This window comes from Pseudoalteromonas sp. S4492, assembly GCF_005886115.1.
In the GTDB taxonomy this organism is placed as follows: domain Bacteria; phylum Pseudomonadota; class Gammaproteobacteria; order Enterobacterales; family Alteromonadaceae; genus Pseudoalteromonas; species Pseudoalteromonas gelatinilytica.
The window spans coordinates 62591-78699 of the sequence record NZ_PNCP01000017.1; the positions used below are offsets into that span (position 1 = coordinate 62591).

A 16109-nucleotide genomic window follows, 5' to 3' on the forward strand; every position below is an offset into this window, starting at 1 on the left:
TGCAAAAGACTCAACGAGAGCCTAGATTTTAATTTGCTTAAAGTTTATCAACTCGTCTTGTATATACAAGGAAATTATGTCACCTTGTAACACACTGTTAACTTATAAATAAACTTTTCATAATGAGCGTCCCTAAGTTTGCGCAAATAAAAGAATTCATTCTGGAAAATATTCAATCGGGAGAATGGCAAGAAAACGACCGCGTCCCTTCTGAAAACGAACTCACCAGTCAATTTCAAGTTAGCCGTATGACAGCACGGCGCGCGCTATGTGAATTAACCGATGCCGGTATTTTAACTCGCAGCCAAGGCCAAGGTACTTTTGTTGCCAGCTTCAAATCACAATCATCGTTATTAGAAATCAAAAACATTGCCGATGAAGTTAAGGCACGAAACAGTGATTACAGTTGTACAATTTTAGTAATGGAATCTATTCGCGCAATCGCCCCCATCGCAATTGCTTTGGGTGTCGAAGTCGACAGCCACGTTTATCGAAGTGTGATTGTGCACAATGAAAACGAGCAACCTTTGCAAGTTGAGGAGCGTTTTGTGAACCCCGCTCTTGCTAAAGATTACTTACAACAAGATTTTCACAGCCTAACACCCCATGAATACTTATCGCTAAATGCCCCGCTCACCGAGGCTCGTCACACGGTCGAAGCGATCATGCCCAACCAAGAAATGTGTGAATGGCTCAACCTTTACAACGAAGAACCATGCTTACAAGTGATCCGCCGAACGTGGTCATCGCAAGGTATAGTAAGCTTTGCGCGCTTAGTCTCGCCGGGTAGTAAATACCGACTGGGTGGCCACCTAACTTTTAAAAAGTAGTTAAATAGGCGCTTGATAACGAAAACTCAGTGACTCAATCGCCGAGCCATCAATGATACGTTCGCCTTTATCATCGTTAGTAAAAGTGGGTGGTTGATTACCCTGCTCAGTGCATTTTTGCTGATAGTAATCCGCTTTTATTGGATGTGCCGGATTTACTACATTATAAATGCTGCTCGCGCTAGACCAATTTTCGAGTACAGAAAAAATCGCCGCTATCACGTCTTGCTGCTGTACCATGTTCACCACTTGCTGACTTGAACTAGACAGCTCTTTACCAGCAACAAACTTTCCTGGATCGCGCCCAGGCCCGACTAAACCTGCCAAACGCAATACTTTACCACCGGCACTTAGCACTAACTGCTCAGCATCAAATAGCTGTTGTTGGCGTGCTGATTGGCAATTAATTATTGTACTCTCATCGTAATGACCATTATCAGCAGGGTAAACACCTGTCGAAGAACATAAAATAAAGCCTTTACAATTTAGCTGCTTGGCAAGCTCAAGCCCTGCTTGCAAAGTGGCTAAATAATTACTTTCTGAGCTGCGACTACGCGGTGGAATTGCACACACCCACCATGCCTCTTCAAGCGATACATCATGCACAAGCTCATCGCCAACAAACGCAAACTGACGCTGAAAATCATGTTCGTGCTCGCGACTACGGTGTGTGCCTTGCACTTGCCATGCTAATTCTTTTGCCTTAAGACAAAGAGCTTGGCCGAGCCAACCTGCGCCTAACACTACCATTTTGTTATCACTAACAGTCATTTAGTAACTTACCTTATGTATTATGTAATATTTTATTAATAACCATCGCTTTGCAGTGTAGCGATTTGGGTGCAAATATGATTAGATAGGTAACTCTACCCGATAATAAAAACACGTGCACCTATGTTAAATAACCTCTCTTTACGTAAAAAAATATTACTACTCATCGGCGGGACGATAAGTGTACTACTGATCATCGCGTCTAGTTTTTTTGTTAGCCATATTGCTGATCTATCGCGCCAAGCTATTCAACGCGAAGCCGACAGCTATTTACAGAGTGAGCGACTTTCAATGCAAGGTTACTTTGCCAAATACGGTAAAGTAGTACAAACCTTCGTGACAAATCCGCATTTAGTGAATTGGTTCGACAACTGGACTAAACGTGACCAAAGCCTTGATAACCAGCCTGGATACGACAGCGTTAATCAAGATTTTGTACGTATCAGTGGCAACGATGACAACATCTTATCTGCCTTCTTTGCATCTGCAACAACAGGTGAGTATTTCAAAGAAAACGAGCGTACCAGTCATTACAACGGCCAGCCTTATTACGCTTATAAACGTGGTTGGTGGCAAGACGCTCTAAAGATCAACAAACTCTATGTAGGCCCAATTTCTGTGGATTTAACCACAGGTAATGCCTCTGCAGTTGTACAACAGCCTGTTTATAAACAAAACAAGCTTGTTGGCTTTGGTGGTGTTGATTTACAGCTTAATAATATCAACGACATGGTTGAAGCTATTCGCTTTAATGGCCAAGGCTTTGGTTTCTTACTTGATGGCAACCAAAAGGTTGTGCACTTTTCTAAACGCACTGGCCACAAGCTGTCTGTGACTGACGAAGGTCCGAATGGCAAAGAAGGTTTAGATGCCCTCGAAAAACAATTTAGCGACACTTCAGGCTTTAGCGAATTAAACCGCGCGATGAAAAGCCAAAAAGATGGTAGTAGCTTTGTCACATTTAAAGGTGAGCAATATTACGTTGTATACAACCGCCTTGAATTAGAAACCCCTTACCTTGATTGGTACGTGGGTATTTTAATACCAACCAGTATGATTGATGAGCCAGTAAACGATGCGGTGATGACAACCACAACATCAGTGATCATCATTATCGCGATTATCATTGCGATGATCTTCTGGGCCACGCAAATGATCACCAAGCCACTGACTAAACTGACTTACATCATGCGTGATATCGCATCAGGTGATGGCGATTTAACACAAAAAATCGAAATTAAGAGTCATGACGAAGTGGGTCAACTTGCTCATCACATGAACACCTTCATCGATAAATTGCGCGCGATGATGCTTAATACTGCCGCGCAGGCTGAGCAACTAAGCCAAGCTGCGAGTCAGTTGAAAATTGTTTCGCAAAAAACGAACGATGAAATTCAGCAAGAAAAGCAACAAGTTGACAGTGTGAGTGCGGCTGTAACCGAAATGGCTTCTACAGTGATGGAAATCTCGCGTAATGCGCAGCACACTAATAATGCCGCTGAAGAAGTACAAACTATTACTGCAGATGGCACTAAACGCTCAACTCAGGCTCAGTCAGTAATGACCGCTCTGGCGAGTCACATCGGTGAAGCATCTAAAGTCGTTGCGGGTCTTGAGCAAGAAAGTGGCAATATCGGTGCGGTAGTGGATGTTATCAACTCAATTGCTGAGCAAACTAACTTACTGGCACTGAATGCGGCAATAGAAGCAGCCCGTGCAGGTGAGCAAGGCCGAGGCTTCGCAGTTGTTGCCGACGAAGTTCGTTCACTGGCAAGCAGAACGCAAGAGTCAACGGATGATATTCGCAACATGATCAGCCGTTTACAACAAATTGCCCAACAAGCATCGACCATGATGCAACAAGGTCAAGAACGTGCTGAAGGCTCAGTTGAGCAAACACAAATTGTATTGCAAGCACTGCAAGATATCGCGCAATCAGTGACAAATGTACAAGATCAAAGTCATCAAATTGCGACTTCGACAGAACAGCAGACTGTGGTTGCAGAAGATATCAACAATAGCTTGGCAGCGATTAATCACTTAGTGAATAGCACTGCGGATCATGCCCATGAATTGGCGGATGAAGCACGTGATTTGAATGAATTAGCTGCGTCTTTAAATAAGACTGTTAATCAATTTAAGTTATAAAGATAAATTGCTGAAGTAGTTAAAAACCCGATGTCACCTGAAGATGACATCGGGTTTTTATCGTCAGCCTTCCCTGTTAATCGTGGCGCAACCGCTTTCGCGTGTTCCATAAATTCGTGCCACTGTTGCTTGTTCCATAAAACAACTCCTTTGTCGGTCAATCCTTGTGTTGGTTGCGTTTGTACTTGTTCCATATAGTCCCCTCCTTACGCTAGCTTCATCCTGTTTGGCTCCCAGCCTAAGCTTATTCCTTGCTGTCATTTCCGTTCACTTTATCCATAAAGCGTTGCCATTGTGCGCTACTCCATAACGCCTTGTTACTTCCTTGTTGTCCTTTGTGCTTAGCTACATTGTCCATACTGTAAACTCCTTGCGGTTTATCGTCCGTTACTCCTACAGCCCTTCCTTGCTGTGCTCCATTACCCATCCTTGCTAATTAATGCGGTGATTATCGCTTAGCGATGATATACACAGCATGAATCAAACCAGGAATGTACCCTAATAAGGTTAAAAGAATATTAATCCAGAACTGCGCACCTAAACCTACCTGTAAAAATACGCCGAGAGGTGGAATTAAAACCGATAAAATAATACGTATTAAATCCATGACTCACTCCTTGAAAAAGATAAGCCCAGCCAAAGCTGGGCTATATAGGGCTTGCTATTATTCAGCAACAATCGTTAATTCATCGATTACTTTGCGAACATCTTCAGCGTTTTCAGCAATGCTGATTGCTAATTGCTTTTCTGCATCAGACTCAACAGTACCTTTCAGTGTTACAACACCGTTGTCGGTATCAACATCGATATCGGTACCACCCACTTCTGAGTTAAATAAATAACGCGTTGTGATTACAGTACTGATTTTTGCATCGGTTAAATCGCTTTCGGCTGAATCAGCTTTATCTGCTTTATCTGCTTTCATCTTCTTAGCCTTCATGTTTTTAACAACCGTTAGTTTGTTATCTACAGAGCTAACGCCATCTAGGCTAAGAACCAGCTCTTCAGCAAGCTCTTTATCTAATTCGCTATCAACTTTACCTGTTAATACAACCTTGCCATTCGTTACATCAGTGTTGATATCAAAGTTGTTAAGGTTTGTGTTCATAAGAAGCACAGTTTCTGCCTTACCATCAATCCAAGCATCTTTACTTTCATTTTCCCAGCTGCTTGCCTGAGCTGACATGCTAGTTGCACCAATTACTAAAGCGGCAATCATAGATTTGTTAAAAGTGTTCATAATCTTTCTCCTTTTGATTAAAGACAGTTTTACTAATGCGACTATGATGCCAACTATTTATTTCATATTTTTCAGTTGGTTAAAGACTTATTCAGCGGTGATTTATATTCATTTCGGTAAAGATTTACAAGCTGCTCGGTAAGATGTTCACAATGTTGCAAAAATAACCATTTAGTTGCTGATTTTATTAATCTGTGGTTAATTTAACGAAGTTGCTAATTCAGCTAAAAACACAAACACTTGATTTATCAAACAATAAAATTTGGCCTAAGCTTTGCACATAACGAATAACAGAAAAATCACTTTGATAATCACAACAGGGAACTACCATGGCCGTTAAACTTGAAGATCGCCCAATCGATCAAGTAAGAGAAGAAGTTATTGATCAACTCATTTATAACTACAGTCATGCTGTTATTTCAGCTGATGCATTTGAACGCCGCCTAGACCAAGCAATGGCGGCCACCAGCAACGAAGTACTCGTTGAGCTTGTTGCTGATTTAGATCTGAAAGCAGATATTGACTACAAATCGCAAAAGCATGCGCAATTTAAACCTCACTACAGCCATAGCAGCGACAACGAGAGCCTGCAGCTTCGAAGCATTTTGGGTTCAAATGAGCGTAGCGGCCAATGGGTGGTACCAAAAGAAATTCACCTTACAAACTGCTTAGGTTCAATCGAACTCGACTTTAGCGAAGCGATTTTCCAACATCAGCATGTCACTATTTATGTGAACTGTATTTTAGGTAGCGACGAAATCTACGTGCCAGAACATGTCAATGTGGTATCTAAACTGTTTAGTGTGATTGGCAGCGTAGAAAACAAATCAGTTGCCTTAAATAAAGGCCAAGGCCCAACCATCACCATTGAAGGTAATGTATGGCTAGGCTCAGTTGAGATCAAAGTAAAACGCACCATGAAAGAAAAGTTCATCAGCTTTGCCAACAGCCTAAAAGCCAGTTGGAAAGAAATGAATAAGGTGCAGTAAAAGGTGCTAGGTGCTAGGTGCTAGGTGCTAGGTGCTAGGTGCTAGGTGCTAGGTGCTAGTTATCGTAGCCGCAGTTTTACATCGCGCAATATAATAAGATAACGCGCGAAATAAATTTCACGCCTACATCAACCGTAGGCGTCACGCTTGCTTGGCGCGTCTTACATACAACGCTATTCCATCAACCTATGTCTGACCCATAAACAACACAGCTCGGCTCAAAACTGACAACTGAAAGCTGATGGCTCCTTAAATTTTCGGCACTAAAGTACCTCCTACGAGGCAGGCCTTTGGTAAAGACCCACAAACAACACAATTCGGCTTAAAGCTTCACTGGTCATTATTCCTCTCACTCGGGATATCACTGAAATACTCTACAAACTCAACTTCAAAGCCTGCGGGGTCGATGAAATATACATTTTTACGATAAGGGTTTTCTGGGCCGTGTTTATCAATTTCATAACCAGCTGAAACCAGACGTTCAATGACAGCATTAATATCGTTTGTCACATAGGCAAAATGAGCAAGGCCTACTTGGTGACCGGCTAAATCACGGTTTTCAGCTTCACCGTTATCGCTTAATGCAAGGTATTGGTAATCATCACCAAAGTGCAGCCATTTACGCGGTTTGCCTGACCATGTGCTATCACCTTGGCTACGCACACGCCAATGTGGGAATGCGGCTTTATAAAAGTGCAGCATGGCATCAACATTACTTACAACAAGGTTTACGTGCTCTAAATACATGGTAGTTTTCCTTTTTATTTTTAAACTGCCACCAAGATAAAACCTCAAGTTAAGTTTAGGTAAAGCGTTTTTTCAAATAAAAAAGCCCCACAAACGTGAGGCTTTAAAAATTGAGTAATTATTGATGAATCAACTACCAGCAACCTGCATTTGTTCAATCAATACAGAGCCTGTTTGAATACCACCGCGACGCTCGATGTCGCCACCTAAGCCTACTACCGCTTTAAACATGTCTTTTAAGTTACCAGCAATCGTGATTTCACTGACTGGGTATTGGATTTCACCATTTTCAACCCAGAAGCCAGCTGCGCCACGTGAGTAATCACCGGTTACGGTGTTCACACCTTGGCCCATAAGCTCAGTTACTAATAAACCTGTGCCCATAGTTTTTAATAGCGCTTTTAAATCGGCATGAGTTTGTTCAACTAGCCAGTTATGAATACCACCAGCATGACCCGTTGGTGTCATCGATAGTTTGCGTGCCGCGTAGCTAGCTAATAGATAAGTTTGCAGCTCACCACCTTGAATAATTTCACGGTCTACAGTTTTTAAACCTTCAGCATCAAACGGCGAAGACGCTAAACCTCTTAATAAATGCGGGCGCTCAGAGATATTCACGCAATCGCTAAATACTTTAGTCCCTAAGCTATCAAGCAAGAAGCTCGATTTACGATAAAGCGCGCCACCACCAATCGCCGACACTAAATGGCCAAACAATGAGTTAGCAATATCTGCTCTAAAGATTACAGGCACTTTCATAGTACCTAGCTTTTGGCTATTAAGCTTAGCTAAGGTTTCGGTTGCGGCTTCAAGACCCACTTTTGCAGCGTCATTTAAATCATCTTTATGGCGCGCTACGGTATAGGCTGAATCGCGCTGCATTTGCTCGCCATCTTTACCAATCACCATAGTGCTAATGCTATGACGCGTACGTGGGTAACCTGCAATCATGCCATGGCTGTTACCATAAACACGTAGACCTTGGTGAGAAGAAAAACTCGCACCGTCTGAATTTACAATACGCTCATCAGCGTTTAATGCCGCCTGCTCTGCTTGATGACAAAGCTCAATACCTTGCTCTGGGCTTACTTCCCACGGGTGGTATAAATCTAAATCAAGCGGTGCAAACTCAAGCAACTCTTTATCAGCGATACCGTTAAATGGGTCGTCAGAAGTGAACTTAGCAATATCAATGGCTTTTTCGACCACTGTACGTAATGTTTTAGGGTTTAGGTCTGCCGTTGAAGCAGAACCTTTGTTATTACCCACATAAACACTGATACCTAAGCCACCGTCCTGGTTAAACTCTATTGTTTCAACTTCGCCCATACGCGTGCTGACAGACAAACCTGATGTGCTCGACATCGCCGCTTCTGCTGCTGTTGCACCAAGCTTTTTTGCATGCTCAAGCACTTCGCTTACTGCGTCTTTCACTTCAGAAATGTGTTGATAAATAGGATCTTTCATCTTGTGTGTCCTAGGTTCTGATATTTTTTATAGTGTAACGAATGCTAACACACTGCGAGACCTGCATCAGCTAATATTAATCATTAACTAAATGGCGTATAATAGCGAATAGTTAAGTTTACTGAATGAGCATCCTTATGGCGAAGAAGAAAAAGCCACTTATCGAAGAAGAAATTATTTACGTATCAAAAAGCGAATTAAAACGTGAAGCCATGCAATATCATGGTCTGGGTGCTGAAATCGCGAAAATGCCGAAAAAGCAACGCGATCGTTTACCGCTCAATCACGATTTAAAAGAAGCCCTTGTTGTTTCTGATAAGGTGAGTGACAAAAGCGATGCATATCGTCGTAACCTAAACTACATCGCAAAAGTATTACGTACCACAGAGAACGTTGATGAAATTCAAGCGATGATCGACATCATGCTTAACAAAAACAACCAAGCGGATGTTTTGTTGAACAAGATTGAAATGCTTCGTGATGATTTGATCAAACAAGGTGACGACCTGATCAATTCAACAATTGATCAATACCCGTCTCTTGAACGCCAAAAAATGCGCCAATTAGTGCGTAGCGCCGCAAAAGAAGTGCAAGCAGAAAAGCCTGCCAAAGCTTACAAAGAGTTATTCCAGTATCTTAAAGATGCGATTATGGTTTAATTTCCTTCATTTATAGAAAGCCGCCTAATGAAAATTATGCGGCTTTTTTTATAATTACTTCTGCGTTAAAACGCCTCCTACAACCTTGTAGGAATGGCTTTAGCCATGAGAAATAAATTTACCTACAAATAGATACAATCCCAAAAAGGGTAATCACGCACACTTTTAACAATTCCAGCCCTCAATGGGTTTGCGATGATGTACCTCGATACTCCAAGTAAATGCTCTTCACTCCTTATTAAAGAATCATAATATCCTGGCTGCCAAATTTTTCGCTTAGAGCATGTTGGCTTGTTTATGAGATATGAACTCTTCCCTTTAACCTCTTGAATCAACCGAGCTAAAGGTACCTTATCTTGTAATTGAAATAACCAATGTAGGTGATCAGGCATTACCACAAAACAAATAGTTTTAGCTTTAATATCTTCTATAGCCCTTAGAGTGTTAATTAAAACTCGTGCATTATTAAAATCAGAGAAATAACAGTTTCTATCAAGCGTTGAAGTGGTAACAGAGTAATAATGAAATGGGATTGATACCCTATGCTTTCTTAGATTTTGATAATGTGCGGTCATCCATAACCCTCCATTTATTATCTTAAATCTAGACAAAGACGAATCAGAATCAAGTTAAACCCTAGTAGGAACGGCTTTAGCCATGAACATCGCGTACAATAATCACCTAAATATTTCGGCGTTAAAACACCTCCTACGTCGAAAGCTGACAACTCCTAAAACAAAAAAGGCTCTGAGCGTTCACTCAGAGCCTTTTTTAAATCGATAATCAATTACCAGATTTTTACGCGATCTTCTGGTTTGATATACATTTTGTCGCCTTCTTTCACATCAAACGCCTGATAGAATTCTGGCATGTTTGAAAGAATACCGATTACACGGTAGTGGCTTGGTGAATGAGGGTCTGTCATTAGGCGGTTACGTAACTCTTCGTCACGGTATTTACGACGCCAAATTTGCGACCAACCCATGAAGAAACGCTGATCACCTGTGTAGCCATCAATGATAGGCGCTTTTTCATCACCAAGTGATAATTGATAAGCAGTATAAGCAACTGTTAAGCCGCCTAAGTCACCAATGTTTTCACCTAATGTAAGCTGACCATTTACCGTTGCATCTTCAAATGGTTTGTACTCGTTATACTGAGCAACTAACTGACCTGTGCGCTCTTCAAACTGTTTAAGGTCTGAGTCGCTCCACCAGTTACGTAAGTTACCGTCACCATCGTACTTCGCACCTTGGTCATCAAAGCCGTGACCTAATTCGTGACCGATTACCGCACCGATTGCACCGTAGTTAACAGCATCATCAGCTTCTAGGTTGAAGAATGGCGGTTGTAAGATAGCCGCTGGGAATACGATTTCGTTGTTCACAGGGTTGTAGTAAGCGTTTACTGTTTGTGGTGTCATGTGCCACTCAGAACGGTCAACTGGCTTTCCTAGTTTTGCGGTCATATCTGCATATTCCCACTCGCTGTGGCGAATGTAGTTACCTACTAAGTCGTCACCTTTAACTTCAAGTGCAGAATAGTCTTTCCATTTATCTGGGTAACCGATTTTTGGCGTGAACTTATCAAGTTTCTCTTTAGCCGCGATTTTTGTTTCTGGGCTCATCCACTCAAGGTTTTCAATGGCAACTGCATAACCTTTGATTACGTTATCAACTAACTCTTCCATACGCGCTTTCGCTTCAGGTGGGAAGTTGTCTTTAACGTATACTTTACCTAGCATTTCACCTAATACACCGTTCGATGCATCAACCGCTTTTTTCCAAAGAGGTGATTGCTCTGTTACACCGCGAAGTGTGGTGCTGTAGAAATCAAAGTTAAGGTCGACTAGCTCTTTATTTAATAATGCAGCGTAGTTGCTAACAAAGTGGAACTTAAGGTAGTTCTGCCAAGTTGCTAAATCTGTATCGCTGTAGATACCCGCGAATTTTTCTAGGTAGCTAGGTTGGCGAATGATGACATCTTCAGTTTTGATACCTGATGCATCAAGGTAAGCTGCAAAGTCGAACTCACCTGTAAGTTTGTTAGCATCTGCAACGCTCATCTTGTTGTAAGATTTAGTTGCATCACGGCTTTCTACACGGCTCCACTGCGCATCGGCAATGCTTGTTTCAAGCGCAATGATATCTTTAGCTGCTGCTTCAGCATCAGCGACACCCGCTTTGCTTAAGATAGCTGTTACGTATGCTTGGTAAGCTTCACGGATTTTTGTGAATTTCTCTTCATCTTTTAGGTAGTAATCACGATCTGGTAAACCTAAACCAGACTGATAAACATACATCGCGTTTTCGCTAGAGTTTTTCGCGTCGTTGTTTACGTACCAACCAAACGGTAGGCTACCGCCTTTAATGCGAAGTTCAGCCATTAAAGCAACTAAATCAGACTTGTTCTTAACTGCATCAACACTTTCTAGTACTGGTGATAATGGCTTGATACCTGCCGCTTCACGACCTGCTTCGTCCATGTAGCTGTTGTAAAATGCAGCTAATTTAGCTTCATCAGAACCCGGCTTAACATTAGTGTTTGCCGCCGCTTTTTCTAATACTTCTTTCATCGCTTTTTGCGAATCATCGTAAAGCTGAGTGAATGAACCGTAGTTTGATTTATCACCTGGAATTTCTGTTTTCTCTAACCATTCGCCGTTTACGTGATAGTAAAAGTCATCTTGTGCGCGAACAGATTTGTCCATGTTCGCCAGTTCAATACCTGAATTTAAAGGTGCTTTTGCTTCAGTTACGGCCGCAGTTGCTGGTGCTTTAGTTTCTTGTTCTTTTTCACCACAACCAACAAGACCGAGGGCTAGTGCAATACTTGCCGCGGTAAGTGTTACTTTTTTCATGGGAGTCCCGTACTAATTATTTTTTGATGTATTTATCGAAAAACTAGCAAACCTAATTAATCATTAGTTTTTCGCTTTCTCCATAATAAACCTCTCGAGCAAAACAATAAAACCGAATATGTAACAATTCTTATCAAAACAAGATGAGTCGCATTTTTGAGCGATGGGAGGGGGAGATTAAGTGGTTAGTGGTTAGTGGTTAGTGGTTAGTGGTTAGTGGTTAGTGGTTAGTGGTTAGTGGTTAGTGGTCGCATTGTAGGTACGATTTTATATCGCGCAATATACAAAAGATAACGCGGGGTAAACCCGCTGCTACAATTTTACCCTTTCACCAAAACGTAGGAACGGCTTTAGCCGTGAATTGTTTTTCGGCACTAAAGTACCTCCTACGAGGTGAGTCTTTGGCAAAGGCCTGCAAACAACATCGTTCGGCTAGAAACTGACAGATATTCAAAGATAACGCGGGATAAACCCGCTGCTACGGTTTTACCCATTCATCAAAACGTGGGAACGGCTTTAGCCGTGAATTGTTTTTCGGCACTAAAGTACCTCCTACGAGATGAGTCTTTGGCAAAGGCCTACAAACAACACCGTTGGGCTAGAAACTTACAGCTGAAAGCTGACGGCTCCTTAAATTTCACGCCTACATCAAACGTAGGCGTCACGCTTGCTTGGCGCGTCTTACATTCATCACCAAGTCTGCAAATTAATAAAGAACCCGCAAACAATGCCGCTCGGCTAGAAACTGACAGCTGAAAGCTGATGGCTTAATAAACTTCACACCTACAAGCTTCCCCTCGCTAACTTTGGTTATTTACCCTTGATACTTTTTCTTTATCTTTTCGATAATCTCAACATTGGCGGCTGGGAAGCTGTAATCATCAAGCTCGCTAAGTGCAACCCATTTACCTTGTTGGCCTTCTGCACCATGAGCCGTGCCAGTGAAATCATCAACAATGTGCACATCTAAGCGTACGCATTTATCGCCGTAGTCATGTTCAATAACCATCAGCTCTTCACTACCATTTACGGTTAGGTTTACTTCTTCTAATAGCTCACGCTGTAACGCTGCAAACACGCTTTCGCCCTGTTCTACTTTACCACCTGGGAATTCCCATAAGCCGCCTTGATGTTTGTCGTCTGGGCGCTTACAAATAAATAATTGCTGATCTTTATAAATAACACCGACTGCAACATGCACTACTTTTTTAGTCATTTGTTGTTTCCTTATTCATAAAAAAAGCGACGCAAGCGTCGCTTTTTATCACCGTGTTTTGGTTATTTTAATTTACCGCAACACTGCTTAAATTTATTACCTGAACCACAAGGGCACGGCTCGTTACGGCCAACTTTTGGCTCTGCACGTTGAGTTACTACAGCACCTTGAGGTAATTCGCCACCAATGTGCTCAGCTTCTTCGTGTTGGTATTCGCGCGGTGCATTTTCGCTACGGCGATGTTGCTCTTCAACTTTCTCAACATCTTCTTCAGCGCGAACTTGTACTTTACTTAAAATACCCACAACGTCGATTTTTAAGTTCTCAAGCATTTCAGAGAATAGTTCGAATGATTCACGCTTGTACTCTTGCTTAGGATTCTTCTGTGCGTAACCACGTAAGTGGATACCTTGACGAAGGTGGTCCATCGCAGCTAAATGATCTTTCCAATGTTGGTCTAGGCTTTGTAGCATAATCGCTTTTTCGAATTGACGTAGTACAGACTCGCCTACCATCTCTTCTTTTTGCTTGTATGCTTGCTCAACCGCTTCTTCGATACGCTCACGAAGTTTCTCTTCGTATAGTTTGTTATCGTCAGCTAACCATTGTGAAATTGGCAGCTCGATTAAGAAATCTTGTTTTAAGCGCTCTTCAAGGCCTGGGATATCCCACATTTCAGCTAAGCTTTGCGGTGCAATGTATTGATCAATTGTACCGTTTAGTACATCGCTGCGAATGGCAGTGATAGTTTCTGAAATATCGCCTTCTTCAAGAAGCTCGTTACGTTGTGAGTAAACAACACGACGTTGGTCGTTTGCTACATCATCGTACTCAAGTAATTGTTTACGAACGTCGAAGTTACGTGCTTCAACTTTACGTTGTGCGTTTTCGATTGCGCGGTTAACCCAAGGGTGCTCAATTGCTTCGCCGCGTTGCATACCTAGTTTACGCATCATGTTAGTCATGCGCTCACCAGCGAAGATACGCATTAGCGCGTCGTCCATTGATAGGTAGAAACGGCTTGAACCAGCATCACCTTGACGACCAGAACGACCACGTAGCTGGTTATCGATACGACGAGATTCGTGACGCTCAGTACCAATGATGTGTAAACCACCCGCTTCGATTACTGCATCGTGGCGTTTTTGCCACTCATCTTTAATCGCTTTGATTTGTTCATCAGTTGGGTTTTCTAGCTTTTCAACTTCGCTGTGCCAGTTACCACCTAACACGATATCGGTACCACGACCGGCCATGTTAGTCGCAATGGTTACTGTGCCTGGTAAACCTGCATCGGCAACGATGTCAGCTTCTTGTGCGTGGAACTTAGCATTTAGTACGTTGTGCTTAATTTTTTCTTTACGTAAGAACTGCGATAAGTACTCAGAACTTTCGATAGAAATAGTACCCACAAGTACTGGTTGGCCGCGTTCTTGACAATCTTTGATATCAGCAAGAATGGCTTCGTACTTTTCTTCTTGTGTTAAGTAGACAAGGTCAGCACGATCATCACGGATCATCGGCTTGTTAGTTGGCATTACTACTGTATCTAGACCATAGATAGACTGGAACTCAAACGCTTCTGTGTCTGCTGTACCTGTCATACCCGCTAGTGTTTCGTATAAACGGAAGTAGTTTTGGAATGTGATTGATGCCAATGTTTGGTTTTCGTTTTGAATGCGTACACCTTCTTTCGCTTCAACAGCTTGGTGTAAGCCTTCTGACCAACGACGACCTTCCATTGTACGGCCAGTGTGCTCATCAACGATGATAACTTCGTTTTCTTTAACAACGTAATCAACGTCTTTTTGATATAGCTTGTGAGCACGAAGTGCCGCATACACATGGCTTAATAATGTGATGCTTGAAGCTGAGTAAAGTGAATCACCTTCTTGAATTAAGCCTCGCTCAATCAATAGTTCTTCTACTTTAATTTGACCACGTTCAGTTAAGTGAACTTGCTTAGATTTTTCATCGATAGTGAAGTCGCCGTCACCTTCAACGCCTTCTTCATCTTCTTTTTCTTGTAGCTCAAGTTCTGGCACGATTTTATTGATTTCGATGTAAAGCTCAGAGCTGTCTTCAGCTGGACCTGAGATAATTAGCGGCGTACGCGCTTCATCGATTAGGATTGAATCCACCTCATCCACTACTGAGTAGTAAAGTGGGCGTTGTACACGTTCTTCAATGCTAAATGCCATGTTATCGCGAAGATAATCAAAGCCAAATTCGTTATTGGTACCGTAAGTAATGTCAGCAGCGTAAGCGATTTTCTTTTGCTGCGGCATCATACCAGGTACGTTACAGCCAACTGTTAGGCCTAAGAATTCAAATAATGGGCGGTTAGTTTCGGCGTCACGTTTTGCAAGATAGTCATTCACGGTAATTACGTGAACACCCTTACCTGTTAAACCGCGAAGGTATGCAGGTAATGTTGCAGTTAGTGTTTTACCTTCACCAGTACGCATTTCTGCAATGCGACCTTGATGTAAAACCATACCACCTAGTAGCTGTACGTCGAAGTGACGCATGCCGTTTACACGCTTAGATGCTTCACGTACCACAGCAAATGCTTCTGGTAAAATGTCATCTAGGATTTGTCCGTTATCGTAACGCTCTCTAAATTCTGCTGTTTTTGCTTTTAGATCTTCATCAGAAAGCGCTTCTAATTGCGTTTCAAGCGCATTGATCAGTGCGACCGTCTTTCTTAGGTTTTTAATAGTGCGGTCATTGCGACTACCAAAAATCTTGGTAAATAAATTAGATATCATGATAAAACCGTTACAATATATTCTTTGTTAGCTAGTCATTAGCTAACCCACTTTCTTCAATTGATAATTAATATGCGCTTATGCTCATGATGTAGGGCATATTAATTAACAATTTATCAGTACGCTGTTCAAAACACCGCTTATTTCGTGCGCTATCATACCAGAGTCTGCGCAACATCAAACCTTCTGTGTGTGAAGATATGGATTTTCAGCAAGAAAATTTAAAAATCAGCCGTAAACTTTAGTTTAACCCCGAAAAAATCACGAAAATTAAACTACTGAGTAGATATGGCGACAATAAGAATAAAATCAAGATAAGGGGAGAAAAAAGGCGATTCGAGGGACGAGATGCGAGGGACGAGATGCGAGATGTGAGGAACGAGGTGCGAGATGTGAGGAACGAGGTGCGAG

At 42.1% G+C, this 16109-nt stretch carries 14 protein-coding genes; 4 read left to right on the forward strand and 10 right to left on the reverse strand.

Going from position 1 to position 16109, the window contains the following annotated elements; all coding sequences use genetic code 11:
- The first annotated feature begins 122 nt into the window (after positions 1 to 122).
- Entirely contained in the window at positions 123 to 830 is a 708-nt protein-coding gene (hutC, locus tag CWC28_RS05165) for a histidine utilization transcriptional repressor HutC (protein WP_063699958.1), read from the forward strand.
- Here the strand turns inward: hutC and CWC28_RS05170 are convergent, their stop codons facing one another.
- A complete protein-coding gene (locus CWC28_RS05170) occupies positions 831 to 1601 on the reverse strand; it encodes a Rossmann-fold NAD(P)-binding domain-containing protein (RefSeq protein ID WP_138624837.1) in 771 nt (256 codons plus the stop codon).
- Between the two features lie 123 nt (positions 1602 to 1724).
- Between CWC28_RS05170 and CWC28_RS05175 the strand changes: the two genes are divergently transcribed.
- Positions 1725 to 3749: a methyl-accepting chemotaxis protein gene (locus CWC28_RS05175; RefSeq protein ID WP_063699968.1), complete on the forward strand. Its 2025-nt coding sequence runs from the start codon at positions 1725 to 1727 to the stop codon at positions 3747 to 3749.
- On the opposite strand, the gene CWC28_RS05180 is transcribed toward CWC28_RS05175, so the two are convergent.
- From CWC28_RS05180 to CWC28_RS05190, 3 genes are all read right to left on the reverse strand, one after another.
- Complete coding sequence (locus CWC28_RS05180) at positions 3734 to 3943, reverse strand: hypothetical protein (protein WP_138624838.1); 210 nt, start codon at positions 3941 to 3943, stop codon at positions 3734 to 3736. The two genes, CWC28_RS05175 and CWC28_RS05180, sit on opposite strands and share 16 nt — an antisense overlap.
- 254 nt (positions 3944 to 4197) lie before the next feature.
- Complete coding sequence (locus CWC28_RS05185; RefSeq protein WP_064971745.1) at positions 4198 to 4356, reverse strand: YqaE/Pmp3 family membrane protein; 159 nt, start codon at positions 4354 to 4356, stop codon at positions 4198 to 4200.
- Positions 4357 to 4413: 57 nt separating this feature from the next.
- Positions 4414 to 4989 carry a BON domain-containing protein gene (locus CWC28_RS05190; protein WP_063699973.1) on the reverse strand — a complete coding sequence of 192 codons (576 nt, stop codon included), beginning with the start codon at positions 4987 to 4989 and terminating at the stop codon, positions 4414 to 4416.
- A 329-nt stretch (positions 4990 to 5318) separates the two neighbouring features.
- Here CWC28_RS05190 and CWC28_RS05195 point away from each other — a divergent pair, with 329 nt between their 5' ends.
- A complete protein-coding gene (locus CWC28_RS05195) occupies positions 5319 to 5978 on the forward strand; it encodes a LiaF domain-containing protein (protein WP_105174979.1) in 660 nt (219 codons plus the stop codon).
- Between the two features lie 330 nt (positions 5979 to 6308).
- Here the strand turns inward: CWC28_RS05195 and CWC28_RS05200 are convergent, their stop codons facing one another.
- Both CWC28_RS05200 and pmbA read right to left on the reverse strand, forming a co-directional pair.
- Positions 6309 to 6725, reverse strand: a complete 417-nt coding sequence (locus tag CWC28_RS05200) for a VOC family protein (protein ID WP_063699978.1) — start codon at positions 6723 to 6725, stop codon at positions 6309 to 6311.
- Between the two features lie 129 nt (positions 6726 to 6854).
- The gene (gene pmbA / locus CWC28_RS05205) at positions 6855 to 8192 is read right to left on the reverse strand and encodes a metalloprotease PmbA (RefSeq protein WP_063699980.1); all 1338 of its coding nucleotides are present in this window, start codon (positions 8190 to 8192) and stop codon (positions 6855 to 6857) included.
- A 137-nt stretch (positions 8193 to 8329) separates the two neighbouring features.
- On the opposite strand from pmbA, the gene yjgA reads away from it, so the two are divergent.
- Positions 8330 to 8851 carry a ribosome biogenesis factor YjgA gene (gene yjgA, locus CWC28_RS05210; RefSeq protein ID WP_063700007.1) on the forward strand — a complete coding sequence of 174 codons (522 nt, stop codon included), beginning with the start codon at positions 8330 to 8332 and terminating at the stop codon, positions 8849 to 8851.
- Positions 8852 to 8973: 122 nt separating this feature from the next.
- Here the strand turns inward: yjgA and CWC28_RS05215 are convergent, their stop codons facing one another.
- The 4 genes from CWC28_RS05215 to secA form a co-directional block, all read right to left on the reverse strand.
- Positions 8974 to 9426 (reverse strand): REP-associated tyrosine transposase, encoded by a 453-nt coding sequence (locus tag CWC28_RS05215; protein WP_138624839.1) that lies wholly within the window; start codon positions 9424 to 9426, stop codon positions 8974 to 8976.
- Positions 9427 to 9638: 212 nt separating this feature from the next.
- Positions 9639 to 11711 (reverse strand): M13 family metallopeptidase, encoded by a 2073-nt coding sequence (locus tag CWC28_RS05220; RefSeq protein ID WP_105182065.1) that lies wholly within the window; start codon positions 11709 to 11711, stop codon positions 9639 to 9641.
- Positions 11712 to 12525: 814 nt separating this feature from the next.
- Positions 12526 to 12927, reverse strand: coding sequence for an 8-oxo-dGTP diphosphatase MutT (gene mutT, locus CWC28_RS05225; RefSeq protein ID WP_105180733.1), 402 nt, complete (start codon positions 12925 to 12927; stop codon positions 12526 to 12528).
- Between the two features lie 62 nt (positions 12928 to 12989).
- On the reverse strand, positions 12990 to 15698 hold the full coding sequence (secA, locus tag CWC28_RS05230; RefSeq protein ID WP_138624840.1) for a preprotein translocase subunit SecA: 2709 nt from the start codon (positions 15696 to 15698) through the stop codon (positions 12990 to 12992).
- Between the last annotated feature and the right edge of the window lie 411 nt (positions 15699 to 16109).

Bases quoted from the DNA above. Each gene is read 5' to 3' on its own strand.
- hutC (WP_063699958.1), top strand. From the start codon at position 123: ATGAGCGTCCCTAAGTTTGCGCAAATAAAAGAATTCATTCTGGAAAAT.
- CWC28_RS05170 (WP_138624837.1), bottom strand. From the start codon at position 1,601: ATGACTGTTAGTGATAACAAAATGGTAGTGTTAGGCGCAGGTTGGCTC.
- CWC28_RS05175 (WP_063699968.1), top strand. From the start codon at position 1,725: ATGTTAAATAACCTCTCTTTACGTAAAAAAATATTACTACTCATCGGC.
- CWC28_RS05180 (WP_138624838.1), bottom strand. From the start codon at position 3,943: ATGGAACAAGTACAAACGCAACCAACACAAGGATTGACCGACAAAGGA.
- CWC28_RS05185 (WP_064971745.1), bottom strand. From the start codon at position 4,356: ATGGATTTAATACGTATTATTTTATCGGTTTTAATTCCACCTCTCGGC.
- CWC28_RS05190 (WP_063699973.1), bottom strand. From the start codon at position 4,989: ATGAACACTTTTAACAAATCTATGATTGCCGCTTTAGTAATTGGTGCA.
- CWC28_RS05195 (WP_105174979.1), top strand. From the start codon at position 5,319: ATGGCCGTTAAACTTGAAGATCGCCCAATCGATCAAGTAAGAGAAGAA.
- CWC28_RS05200 (WP_063699978.1), bottom strand. From the start codon at position 6,725: ATGTATTTAGAGCACGTAAACCTTGTTGTAAGTAATGTTGATGCCATG.
- pmbA (WP_063699980.1), bottom strand. From the start codon at position 8,192: ATGAAAGATCCTATTTATCAACACATTTCTGAAGTGAAAGACGCAGTA.
- yjgA (WP_063700007.1), top strand. From the start codon at position 8,330: ATGGCGAAGAAGAAAAAGCCACTTATCGAAGAAGAAATTATTTACGTA.
- CWC28_RS05215 (WP_138624839.1), bottom strand. From the start codon at position 9,426: ATGACCGCACATTATCAAAATCTAAGAAAGCATAGGGTATCAATCCCA.
- CWC28_RS05220 (WP_105182065.1), bottom strand. From the start codon at position 11,711: ATGAAAAAAGTAACACTTACCGCGGCAAGTATTGCACTAGCCCTCGGT.
- mutT (WP_105180733.1), bottom strand. From the start codon at position 12,927: ATGACTAAAAAAGTAGTGCATGTTGCAGTCGGTGTTATTTATAAAGAT.
- secA (WP_138624840.1), bottom strand. From the start codon at position 15,698: ATGATATCTAATTTATTTACCAAGATTTTTGGTAGTCGCAATGACCGC.